General features: G+C 66.4%; 10 protein-coding genes. 6 read left to right on the top strand and 4 right to left on the bottom strand.

All coding sequences use genetic code 11. The annotated features are described in order from the left end of the window. Nucleotides 1–47: 47 nt before the first annotated feature. Nucleotides 48–1349, bottom strand: coding sequence for a flagellar hook protein FlgE (flgE, locus tag CA833_RS03875; protein ID WP_142632178.1), 1302 nt, complete (start codon nucleotides 1347–1349; stop codon nucleotides 48–50). 176 nt (nucleotides 1350–1525) lie between these two features. Here flgE and CA833_RS03870 point away from each other — a divergent pair, with 176 nt between their 5' ends. The 6 genes from CA833_RS03870 to CA833_RS03845 all read left to right on the top strand — a co-directional run bounded on the left by CA833_RS03870 (nucleotide 1526) and on the right by CA833_RS03845 (nucleotide 7713). After that, entirely contained in the window at nucleotides 1526–1960 is a 435-nt protein-coding gene (locus CA833_RS03870; protein ID WP_142632179.1) for a flagellar biosynthesis repressor FlbT, read from the top strand. A gap of 13 nt (nucleotides 1961–1973) precedes the next feature. Then, nucleotides 1974–3323: a flagellar protein export ATPase FliI gene (gene fliI / locus CA833_RS03865; RefSeq protein ID WP_207079292.1), complete on the top strand. Its 1350-nt coding sequence runs from the start codon at nucleotides 1974–1976 to the stop codon at nucleotides 3321–3323. Next, nucleotides 3323–3772, top strand: a complete 450-nt coding sequence (locus CA833_RS03860; protein ID WP_142632181.1) for a hypothetical protein — start codon at nucleotides 3323–3325, stop codon at nucleotides 3770–3772. Before fliI ends, CA833_RS03860 begins: the two co-directional genes overlap by 1 nt. After that, the gene (locus CA833_RS03855) at nucleotides 3769–4827 is read left to right on the top strand and encodes a peptidoglycan-binding protein (RefSeq protein ID WP_370584542.1); all 1059 of its coding nucleotides are present in this window, start codon (nucleotides 3769–3771) and stop codon (nucleotides 4825–4827) included. The genes CA833_RS03860 and CA833_RS03855 overlap by 4 nt, the downstream gene beginning before the upstream one ends. Before the next feature lie 297 nt (nucleotides 4828–5124). Further along, nucleotides 5125–5922, top strand: a complete 798-nt coding sequence (locus tag CA833_RS03850; RefSeq protein WP_242526257.1) for a sigma-70 family RNA polymerase sigma factor — start codon at nucleotides 5125–5127, stop codon at nucleotides 5920–5922. A 351-nt stretch (nucleotides 5923–6273) separates the two neighbouring features. Continuing rightward, nucleotides 6274–7713, top strand: a complete 1440-nt coding sequence (locus CA833_RS03845) for an alginate export family protein (RefSeq protein WP_207079291.1) — start codon at nucleotides 6274–6276, stop codon at nucleotides 7711–7713. Nucleotides 7714–7759: 46 nt separating this feature from the next. Here the strand turns inward: CA833_RS03845 and CA833_RS03840 are convergent, their stop codons facing one another. The 3 genes from CA833_RS03840 to flaF form a co-directional block, all read right to left on the bottom strand. Continuing rightward, nucleotides 7760–8380 carry a response regulator transcription factor gene (locus CA833_RS03840; protein ID WP_142632184.1) on the bottom strand — a complete coding sequence of 207 codons (621 nt, stop codon included), beginning with the start codon at nucleotides 8378–8380 and terminating at the stop codon, nucleotides 7760–7762. Further along, nucleotides 8377–11151: a PAS domain S-box protein gene (locus tag CA833_RS03835; protein ID WP_207079290.1), complete on the bottom strand. Its 2775-nt coding sequence runs from the start codon at nucleotides 11149–11151 to the stop codon at nucleotides 8377–8379. The genes CA833_RS03840 and CA833_RS03835 overlap by 4 nt, the downstream gene beginning before the upstream one ends. 173 nt (nucleotides 11152–11324) lie before the next feature. Continuing rightward, nucleotides 11325–11705 carry a flagellar biosynthesis regulator FlaF gene (flaF, locus tag CA833_RS03830; protein WP_207079289.1) on the bottom strand — a complete coding sequence of 127 codons (381 nt, stop codon included), beginning with the start codon at nucleotides 11703–11705 and terminating at the stop codon, nucleotides 11325–11327. Nucleotides 11706–11766 lie beyond the last annotated feature (61 nt).

Genomic DNA, 11766 nt, shown 5'->3' with positions numbered 1-11766 from the left:
CCGGTACCGCATTGGAAATGCCCGACAGGGCATTTCCAACCGGACAATCAGCGCTTCAGGTTGCTGACTTCCTGAAGCATGTCGTCGACCGTGGTGATGATCTTCGACGAGGCGCTGTAGGCGCGCTGGTAGAGGATCATGTTCGAGAACTCGGAGGCGAGATCGACGTTCGAGGCTTCGAGCACACCTGCCGAAAGCGAACCACCGCCGAGCGACCCCGGCTCGTTGATCGAGGCATTGCCCGAGCTTTGCGAGGCGACATAGGCGTTGCCGCTGACGCGGGTGAGGCCGTCCGGATTGGCGAAGGTCGCCAGCGGCAGCTGGTAGATCGCGCGCGAGGTGCCATCGTCGAACACGGCGCTGACGATGCCGTCTTCGGAGATCTCGACCGAGGCTACGGTGCCGAGCATGCCGCCGTTGGCGCTCGAGGAGAGCAGGGCGGAATCGCTGGCGAACTGGGTCAGGCCGTCAAGGCCGTCGTCGCTGCCCAGGGCGAGGCTGATCGGGGTCGAACCGGCGCCGTTGGCCCAGCTGACGCCGAGGTCGGCAAACAGCGCCGAGGACGAGCCGGCAAGATCGAGGCTGCCGTCGGCGTTGAAGGCGATGGTGCCGCTGGCCAGCACGCCGGTGCCGCCTGCAGGCAGGACATCGGCCGGATCGGCAGTGATTTCGGCGGCCCACTCGTTGGTTGCGGTCTTGACGAAGTTGAAGGTTACGGTGTGCGAGCTACCTTGCGCGTCGTAGACTTCGACCGAGCGGGTGAACTGCGGGGTGACGGTGCCCGAGGCCATGTCGCCGGCCGTATAGGCGGTGACGGCGGTGGCGGTGGAATCGAGGTTGGCGCGCATCGAGACCGAGGTGGTCGGGGTCGCGGCACCGGTCAGCGCGTTGGGCTTGATCGCTTCGAGCGAGGTCATCGAGCCGTTGTTGACATAGTTGCCGTCGGAATCGAGCGGCCAGCCGGTCAGGTAGTACCCGGCAGTGTTGACGAGGTAACCGTCGCTGTCGGTGGTGAACGAACCGGCGCGGGTATAGGCGATCGAACCGCTGGTATCCGAACTCGAACGCACCACAAAGAAGCCGGCCCCGTCGATGCCGATGTCGGTCAGGCTGCTCGAGGCCTGGAGCAGGCCCTGCTTCGAGATCAGCGCCTTGGGCGAGGCGGTGACGCCGCCGGCCGAGTAGCTGCTCTTGATCTTGCCGTCGGTGACCAGGGTCTGGAACTGGGCCGAGACGCCCTTGTAGCCGACGGTGTTGACGTTGGTGATGTTGTCCGCGACGGTGGCCATCGCGCTCGCCTGAGCGCCGAGGCCTGACACGCCCGCGTAAAGAGCGGAATAAAGGCTCATGTCATTCTCCTGTGCGTCCGGGCCGGGAATTGGCGGGCCGGCTGTCGGACCAGAGCCATTGTAGGATGAAATTTGCGACCAACTGTTCGGAGCGGCAGGAAAAAAGCCGTCGGATCGTCACCGCACTGACTCATATCATCCTATAAATCTTGAAACGTGTCTCGGGGGCTGCACACATGACTCTTCGCATTTCGCTCAAGAAGGGCGAGCCGGTGATCGTCAACGGCGCGGTGCTGCGTGCGCAGGGCCGGACCGATCTCGTGGTCGAGAATACCGCGACAATCCTGCGCGGCCGCGAGGTGATGAAGCCCGAGGAGGCGGTGACGCCCGCGCGTGCGCTCTATTTTGCCTGCATGATGGCCTATATCGACGAGGCCGAGCTGGCTCGCCACCAGCAGTCGGTGCTGGAGCGACTGGAGACGCTGATGGCCGCGCTGGAATCGCATGAGGCCAAGGCGGTCTGCATCCGCTTCGCCCAGAAGGTCGCCACCGGGAAGTTCTATGCCGCGCTGGTCGATTGCCGCTGGCTGATCGCCTACGAGGCCGATGCGCTTGCCCGGTTCGCGCCGGCGGAAGGCTCCGTGCCTTCCGAACCCGAAACCGCGGCCTGACGGAAGCGCGCCGATGGCCAGTCTTGCCGCCGCTGCCGCAGGCCTGCGCCTGCTGACGCCGGACCAGCGCCATGGGCGCGTGGTTGCGGTGCGCGGTGCGTTGATCGAGGTCGAGGGCTTGGCCGGTGCCGCGCAGATCGGTTCGCGGGTCAGCCTGCGCTCGCCAAACGGCACGGTCGAGGCGGAAGTGACCGGGCTCGATCGCGGGATCGCCCATTGCCTGCCTTTCAGCGATCCCCAGGGTATCGCCTCTGGCGCGCGGGCCGATCTTTCGGCCAGCCAGTTCGCGCTGCGTCCCTCCGAAGGCTGGCTCGGCCGCATGATCGACGGTCTTGGCCGTCCGGTCGACGACAAGGGCGCGCTGCCGCAGGGCGAGGTGCTGCGCAAGATCAAGGCCTCGCCGCCGCCGGCCTCGTCGCGGGCGCGGGTGGGCACTTGCGTCTCCACCGGCGTACGTGCCCTCGATATCTTTGCGCCGCTCTGCAAGGGGCAGCGGCTGGGCCTGTTCGCGGGGTCGGGCGTCGGCAAGTCGGTGCTGCTCTCGATGCTGGCGCGCTGGACGGACTGCGATGTCGCGGTGATCGGCCTGATCGGCGAGCGCGGCCGCGAGGTGCAGGAATTCGTGCAGGACGACCTCGGGGTCGAGGGGCTTGCGAGAAGCGTCGTGGTTGTCGCCACCTCGGACGAGCCGGCGCTGATGCGCCGTCAGGCAGCCTGGACCACGCTCAGCGTTGCCGAGCATTTCCGTGACCAGGGGCTCAACGTGCTGTGCCTGATGGACTCGGTTACCCGCTTCGCGATGGCGCAGCGCGAGATCGGCCTTGCCAGCGGCGAGCCGCCCGCGACCAAGGGCTATACCCCCACCGTCTTTGCCGAACTGCCGCGCCTGCTGGAGCGCGCCGGGCCGGGGTTGCCGGGGCAGGGCACGATCACCGGGCTGTTCACGGTGCTGGTCGACGGCGACGATCACAACGAACCGGTGGCCGACGCGGTGCGCGGCATTCTCGATGGTCACGTCGTCATCACCCGAAAGATCGCCGAGCGCGGCCGCTACCCGGCGATCGATGTGCTGAAGTCGGTCTCGCGTACCTTGCCGCATGCGCTTGGCGAGCACGAGAACCGCTTGCGGCTTGCCGCAAGGCGCGAGCTTTCGACATATGCCGACATGGAGGAAATGGTCCGCCTAGGCGCCTATCGCGCCGGGTCGAGCGAGCAGGTGGACCGCGCTGTCGCCTTGTCGCCCCGCATCGAGGACCTGCTCAAGCAGGGCAAGAACGAACGCGGCCACGCCGACGACAGTTTTGCCGCGCTTGCCGGGATCCTCGACCTTCCCGAACTGGCACCTGAAGGCGAGGTGGCGTGATGAAGACCCCATATGATGCCGCACTGCGCGTGCAGCGCCGCGAGATCGACGAGATGAGCGTTGCCATCAGCCGCGAGGCGGGTGTTCTTGCCGCAGTCGAGCAGGCCCATGCCGAGACCCGCGATGCCATGCGCCGCGAGGCCGACCTTGCCGGCAAGGACGTGACCGAAAGCCTCGTCATCGCCTCGCACGGTTACTTCGCGCGCAAGCGTGACGAGCGGCGGCAGCTCACCGGCTTGCAGGCGGAACTGAGCCGCAAGCTGGAAGCGCTCCGCGCCGAGGCGGTGGAGGCCTTTGGCACGTTCCGCACGATCGAAAGCGCCGCCGACGCCTTCCGCCAGGAAGCCGAGCGCGTCCAGGCCAATGCCGAGCAGGCCGGGATCGACGATCTTGCCGCCGCGGCCTTCCTCAAGGCGCGCCGCGGGGCACGTCGCGGGGATGCGGCGTGAGCGATCCTGTTGCCGTCCCTGCCACTGGCGGCGGGCATGCCGCTGCCGGCACGCAAATGCGCGGGTTGGACCCGGCGCAGAAGGCGAAGCTGATCTATGCGCAGGCCCGCAGCGAGATGTCCGACCGCCTCTGGCGCGCGGCGCTGGGCAGCGACGGGCCGGATGGAGACAGTTCCCGTCCCTCCGAAAAGCGCGGACTGCCGATGAGCCTCGAAGCCCTGCTGGGGTTGCTGGAAGGCGACGGCAAGACGCCGTCCTCGGCGGTTCCCGCCATGGTCGCGGCGCTGCAGCGCGGCGAGGCGCCGGTCGGCGACGGCAGTGGTGGCGGGCGGGAACGCGGCGCCAAGGGCGGTGATGCCGAGGCCGATGCCAATACCAATACGGGCAGGGACGGCCAGGGCGGTGATCTCGCGCTGGGCCATGGCCCCAATGCCCGTTATGCGCCGATGCTGGGCGCCGCCGCGAACCGCACCGGGCTGCCGGCTGCCGCTCTGGCGACGATTGTCCATGCCGAGGCGGCCAAGGACGGCGACGGGCGCTGGCTACCCTATTCGCGCAACCCCCGTTCCAGCGCCGCCGGGCTCGGGCAGTTCCTGTCGAGCACCTGGGAAGGGGAGGCCGAGCGCGCGGGCACCTGGCTCAATGCCACGGCGCGTGCCAATGGCTGGCTCAACGAGCGTGGCCATGTGCGCGGCGATGCCCGCGCCGAACTGCTGTCGCTGCGTTACGATCCGCAGGCGGCGATCGAGACCACGGCAGACTACGCGCGCGCCAATCTCGACGGCTTGCGCAAGGCCGGGGTGACGGTCGGCAGCGGCGTCGAGGAACTCGCGCGCACGGCCTACATCGGCCACCATCTCGGCCGCGGCGATGCGGTGCGGTTTCTCACCGGCAGTCTCGATCCGGCGCGGGCGCGCCGGTTGCTTGATGCGCAGATCGGCGAGGCGCAGGCCAGCCGGCGGATCGAGCAGGCCGGAAGTGCTGTCGCGGCTCATCGTTCATGGCTGTTAGATTTCGTTGGACGAAATATTAAACCGGCAAATTTTGCCGCCTGAAGACTTTGTTAACCCTTTCGGGCGAATTTGTCCGATGATCTGCGCGTCATTCTCGGCAGTTTGGAAATTTCTTCGAAATATAGGAGAAAAGACTGCTTGTTATAGGATAGCTTACGCGGTAAGACATCAAGCACAGACTGACTGGTTGAAGGACGGTTGCCGCAGGGGTGCACGCCGTCCCGTGCTTGGGGGCTCAACATGTCGAAGATCACGATTGCTCTAGAATCCGCAGTTGCGCGCGTTAAAGCCAGTTCACCGCCGGAAGGGCAGGTATCCACCGCCCGGCAGCGAGCCGAAGTGGACCGTGCATTCGCCCATATCCTTCGACTGATCGCGCCGCGCATCCGTCATTTCATTCGCCAGTACGGCCTCGCGGCCCACTGGGACGATGCCGAGCAGGCATGCTCGATCGCGGTTCATCGTGCCATCCAGGCCTATGACTCCGAAAAGGCGCAGTTCACTACTTTTGTTAACTGGCAGATCCGCGGCGAACTGCAGAGCTTGCGCTTTCGCCTGATGACCGACCAGCGCCCGTCCGCCCGCAAGGTCGAGGCGGTGACCGTCTCGCTCGACGCGATCGGCAGCGGCGAGGATGGCGAGGATATCTCGATCGTCGCCTCGATCGAGGACGAGGAAGCGCTGGATCGCACCGAGGCTGCCGCCTCCGACTATCTGGCCCGCGCGGCGATGGTCTCGCTGGCCGACACGTACGTCGAGCACTTGCGCAAGACCGGCATGGAGCGCCTGCGCCGCCAGGCCCGCTCGCGCAAGGGACGCCGTGCCGAAGTGGAAGGCAACGAAGGCGTCGATGCCGACGATCGCCAGCGCCGCCGGGTCTGGCGTGCGGAAAGTTCGGCCATCGATCCTGCCGATCTCGCCGAACTCGAGGAGCGCCTGCAGCACAACCGCAAGGTCGTCGAGCACCGCCTGTTCGAACTGCTCCCCGGCGAACCGTTTGATGACGATTCCGGCGTCATGCGCGAACGTGCCCGCCAGATCGCCAAGCGCGCGGCGCGCACGATGTGCGAACTGGCCGGGCTCGACCCGCGTTTCGCGATGATGGCCGAATACGGGCAGGCGCTTTCCGCGCACTGACGGCGCCGCCCCGCGCCTCTCCCCATCAGCAGTTACCCCATGGCCGGGAGGATGTGCATTCGCATGTCCTCCCGGTTTCCGTTTTTTGCGGATGACGGCCAGTTAGCCCTCCTGCAGGTGTCGCGGAACGCGGGGATTGCGGCGGTTCGCGGTGATCGGCGCTTGCACCCGATGCTTGCGCTTCCCCTCCGATCATGTGTGGCGGTTGGGCCGCAGGCTTCGATTATTTCTCGGCCCGCATGCGGATGTTTCTGAAACGGTCCTAGATTACCGGTAAGTCCGCCTCGGCAGTGTGCCCGGAAGGCAGGGCGCTAAGGGAGCATTTGCGTAGTCATGAAAAGGGAAACGGCCATGCGGGCCATCGCCCAAGGGACAACCCCGGCGATCATCCATGGTGCGAACCGGCGGGCAGGCGGCGTGGCCGGCCGCGTCGGTGTCGTGATCGGTGCGGCGGCTCTGCTCGGCGGCACGGCGGGCGTTGCCCATGCCAAGGACGGCCTGCTGGAGCAGGCGATCGGGGCGCCCGAGGGTCTCACCATCACCGGCGGCGTGCGCGCGCGGGTGGAGGGCATCGATGGCCAGTTCCGCCCCGGCAAGGCCGAGGACGACCTGATGTTTTCGCTCAAGACCACGCTTCAGGTCGAGTACGACGGCGGCCCGTTCCGCGTCGGCGGGGAATTGTGGGATGCGCGTGCCTACAACGAGCATGCCAATTCCTCGGCGGGAACCACCGAGGTCAATGCCATGGAGTTGGTTCAGGCCTATCTCGGGCTGGACTTCAAGACCGGCGCCAGGAGCGAGGCACGGCTGACGGCCGGGCGCTTCACCATGAACCTGGGGTCGCGGCGCCTGATCGCGCGCCAGGCGTTCCGCAATTCGACCAATGCCTTTACCGGCGTCAACTTCGTCTGGAAGGACAGCCGCGGCGACCAGATCACCGCGCTCTGGGCGATGCCGCAGCAGCGCCTGCCCGACGATGCCCAGAGCATTCACGACAACGCCGTCCACTGGGACCGGGAAAGCACTGACCTGCAGGTATGGGGCGCGCACCTGACAAAGGGGCAGGTGCTGGGCGGTGTTGCCGAAGTCTACGGTTTCGGGCTGGATGAGCGTGACAGTCCCAGCGTGCAGACCCGCAATCGCCATCTCTTCACCTCGGGCGCGCGTCTTTACCGCAAGCCCAGGGCGGGCCGCTTGGACTATGATCTCGAGGGCGCCTACCAGTTCGGCCGGACCCGGCTCACAACCTCACCCAGCGACATGACCGACCTCGATGTCTCTGCCTATTTTATCCATGCCGAAGCGGGCCGGACCTTCGCCGGTGGCTGGCAGCCGCGCCTCTCGTTTGATTTCGACCTCGACAGCGGCGAGCGCCAGGGCAGCAAGAGCTACAACCGCTTCGATACGCTTTTCGGGGCCCGCCGTTTCGACTTCGGCCCGACCGGGCTCTACGGCGCCGTCGGGCGTTTCAACGTGCTCTCCGGCGGTCTGCGCGGCGAAGTGAAACCGGACGCGAAGTCCGACGTGATGGTCATGTACCGCGCGCTCTGGCTGGCCTCACGCACCGACAGCTTCGGTTCGACCGGCGTGCGTGACGCCAGCGGGCAGAGCGGCCGTTTCGCCGGCAACCAGGTCGAGGCGCGCTATCGCCGCACGCTGGTGCCGGATATGCTGCACTTCGATACCGGGGTGGCCTATCTCGCCAAGGGGCGCTTCCTCAAGCAGGCGCCCAATGCGCCGCAGACCGGTGATACCAAGTACGGGTACTTCGATCTCTATTTCGATTTCTGAAAGCAGCAGAGGCGGTGGCGGGCGGCGATCCGCCACCGCGCCGCGTTCAATCGACCGGCAGCAGTCCGGCGGCAAAGGCGATGCGCAGGGCTTCGGACAGGCTGCGCACGCCGAGCTTTTCCATCAGTTTGGCGCGATAGATCTCGACCGTGCGCGGGCTGATGTCGAGGTCGTGGGCGATCACCTTGTTCGACTGGCCCTCGATCAGGCCCTTCAGCACATCGCGTTCGCGCGGGGAGAGCAGTTCGAGCATGGCGATGGCCTGCTCCTTGCGCTGCGCCGCCGCGCGCGTGGCGGCCTGATGCGAGAACGCGGCGTCCAGCGCGGCGATCAGCTTGAGATGATCGCACGGCTTCTCGATGAAATCGGCCGCGCCCAGCTTCATCGCCTGAACGGCGACCGAGACGTCGCCTTCGCCGGTAAGCACGATCGGGACGAAGCGGTCGGGAATGTCACCGATCGCGGCCAGCACGCCAAGGCCGGGGGTGCCGGGCATGTGCAGGTCGAGCAGCATGCAGCCCGGTTCGAGGCGCGGAGCGGCTTCGAGAAAGGCATCGCCGGATTCGAAGCAGGTGATGCGGCTGTCCGCGACCAGCGAGAGCAGGTACTCCAGCGAGGTCCTCACCGCGTAGTCGTCGTCGACGATATAGATCCGGCGCACGCTCATCCGGCCTTCAACTCCAGTTCGCTATAAGTCGGCAGGGTGAATTCGACGGCGGCACCGCCGCCCTCGATGTTGTGCAGCGCCAGCGAACCGCCATGCGCCTCGACGATGCGGCGGCAGATCGACAGACCCAGGCCCATGCCGTTGGACTTGGTGGAGCTGAACGCCTCGAACGGGCGGCTGATGACCTGATCGGGCAGGCCCGGCCCATTGTCTACCACGCGGATCATGATCTGCCCCTCGGCAACCGCGAGGGTGGTGATGGTGACCGCGGGATTGGCGACGTCATGCGCCTCTATCGCGTCGAAGGCATTGTTGATGAGATTGACCAGCACCTGCTGGATATGGATGCGGTCGGCCAGGATCACCGGCGCGGCGGCGTTGGGATGGTATTCCAGGCGCACGCCGGGCGCCTGGCTGCGCGAGCGGGCCAGCTGGAGCGTGTCGGCGATCATTTCGTCGAGCGGCTGGGCGCGGATGTCGAGTTCGCCCTTGGAAACGAAGGCGCGCATGCGGCGGATGATGTCGCCGGCCCGAAGCACTTCCTGGCTGGCGAGGCGCAGCAGTCGGCGCAACTGGTCCTGTCGCCATTCGCGCTGCAGTTGCAGTTCGATGGCGCCGAGGAAGTTGGCGGTTGCCGTGAGCGGCTGGTTCAACTCGTGCGCGAGACCTGCGCTCATCTCGCCCATGGCACTGACGCGCGAGGCGTGCAGGAACTGTTCGCGCAGTTCGTGGATGCGCGCATCGGTCTGCAACTGTTCGCGCAAGTCGCGCACGAAGGCGATCGAGATCTGCTCGTTGCCGATGTTGGCCTCGCCCACCGTGAGTTCGACCGGCACTTCGTTGCCCTGACGGTCTCGTCCGGCGGTCAGGCGGGTCATGCGATCCTGGACGCTGGAGCCTCCGGCATTCCCGGGCTCGGCGGAGCGGGAAGCGGCGCCGTGGTGATGATGATGATGGTGATGGTGATGGTGATGGTGATGGTGATGGTGATGGCGGTGGTGATACTGCGGCAGCACCAGCCGGACATCGCGGCCGAGCACGTCGTGCGCGGCATAGCCGAACAGGGCCTCGGCCGTGGCGGAGAAGCTGCGGACGAGGCCCTGTCCGTCGATGGTGATCATCGCTTCGGGCACGGTTTCGAGGATCGAGCGCAGCTCGGATTCCCGCGATTCCAGCATCTCGGCCCGGCGTTCGCGTTCGGTCGCGTCCATGACGATGCCGATCAGGTCCAGGCTGCCGTTGGCGGGATCGCGGTGGATCAGTACGGTGCCCTCGATGACCGCGGGTTGATCCGGGCGCTGCGACTGCAGGCGGAAGCCGTAGCGCCCCGGGACCCAGGCCTCCGGCGAGGTTATCTTGCGATCGAACACGCAGGCGATGTGCGCCAGCCATGCGGTCATGCCGCCTTCGAAGCGGCCTGTCTCGAGCCCGAACAGTGCTTCGGCGCGGCCGTGAAAGCGGAAGGAATCGTCCACGCTCGACCATTCGAAGATTCCGAGGCCATGCAGATCGACGGCAAGGGCGAGCCGCGCCTCGCTGGCCAGCATGGCCTGTTCGGCCTGCTGGCGCGCGGTTGCATCGGTCATCGACAGAACGATCATCGGCGCGCGGTCGCTGCGTGGCTGGACGATCTGCCGGGTCTCGAAAACGCGCAGCAAGCTGCCGTCGGCGCGCATCTCGGAAAGTTCGGTCTCCTGCGCGGCCATGGCGTGGGCAGGCGGATAATCGCGTCCCGGGATCCGGGAGGCACCGGTCAGTTCGTGCTTGTTGAGGCCGAGCACCTGCTCGGCGCTCCAGCCGTAAAGCCGTGCGCAACCGTCCGACCAGCGCAGGATGCGCCCCTCGATGTCGGTGATCGCGATCGGCGCCGAATCCAGCGCCGCGCTGATCGCCCAGCGAGCGCTGCTCTCGCGGCTGATCCGTAGCCACGACCATGCGATCAGGATGCAGGAGGCCGTGACCTGGACGACTGCGAGGAAGATCACCATCGCCTCTGTCGATAGGTGGGTGTCACGCTTCGCCCAGAACAGCATGATCGCCGATAGCACCGGCAGGGCCACCGAAAACAGCAGCGTCCATTGCAGGGTCGAGGTGCCGATGCCGCACTGCGGCTTGCGCGGCCAGGCGAGATCGCGCCGCAGCAGGATCAGCGAAAGCGCCAGCGCGGCGATGGTCACTGCAGTCGGCACCGACATCAGCGCGCGGCGCGTATCGTGATCGGCAATGCTCAGCCCGGTGGGTAGCAGGCTCCCGGAAATCGCGGCGATGGCGATGACGACACTGGTCAGGGGGACCGTGCTGCGACGCAGGATGCGCTGGCGCGCGGCGACCGCGAGTGTCGCGATGCCGAGCAGGACGATGGCCAGCGCGGGCAGGACCCCCGGGCGGCCGCTGGCCGGGCGGGGCTGATGCGCGAGGATATCGGCAAACAGCAGGGTGTCGATGCCGAGGCTGCGTCCTGTCGCTTCCTCGAACAGCGCGGCAAGCGCGATGCCCAGCGGCAGTGCGATCAGCATCCGCGCGAGGCGCAAGCGCTGCTTGGCCGTCGCCCAGATGGCAAGGCCCAGGCCCATGCAGGAAACCGCTGTGAGCGGCTGCATGAGCATGCCGGTGGCAGGCAGCCCCGCCAGCTGCAGGTTCGCACTGAACCAGCCGGTTAGGACAACAATGCCGATCAGTTGTACGACCACGATCAGGGCAGGAATGGCCGGTGCCATGCTGGCAGGAGGCGACCCGTCCGAACGCGGCGGCGAGGGGTTCAGTTCCTGCATCCGGGTCCGCTGCTTGCGCCTGTTAGCTCAGGCTCAAAGGCTGACCTCGCCTTATCGCGTCGAGCGCGATTGTAAATAGAGGCGAGGTTGGGCGGTCCCGGCATGAACCCTGGTTTGAGGATAACCGGTTGATATTCGGTTTCTAAAATTTAATCCGGAATGAAGGTATTCCGTCAGCCCGCGAGCTGCTGCTGACCGACCTTGCCGTTCTCGTTCGACAGCCCTTCGATGATCGCGCGGTTGACGTCGATCAGGTCGTCGATGGTACCGCTGCCGGTCATCACGCTCGAGGTATACTTGGTGACCCACAGGCCGATCGAGATGATGGTCGCCCGCAGCTCGTCCGGGAGCCGGTTTCCCGATGTTGCACAGATGCTTGCGAAGGTTCCCCAGACCTGCCTGTTACGGTGCAGCGGGGCCATCAGGGCGGCGCCCTTGAGGCCGGAATCGCGCGCCGCGATCATCTCTCCGGTGACCTGGCTCATCAGCCGGTACTCGGTGCCGCGCGGCGAGGCGATCACCTTCTGGACGCGACGATAGGCATTGATTGACATGGTGGCTCCCGCGAACTCGTCAGCGCCGATGGGCGCGCCATCTTTATAGGACAAAATTGCC

Origin of the sequence: Novosphingobium sp. KA1 (assembly GCF_017309955.1) — a bacterium.
GTDB lineage: Bacteria > Pseudomonadota > Alphaproteobacteria > Sphingomonadales > Sphingomonadaceae > Novosphingobium.
This window is presented reverse-complemented; position numbering and strand designations above follow the sequence as displayed.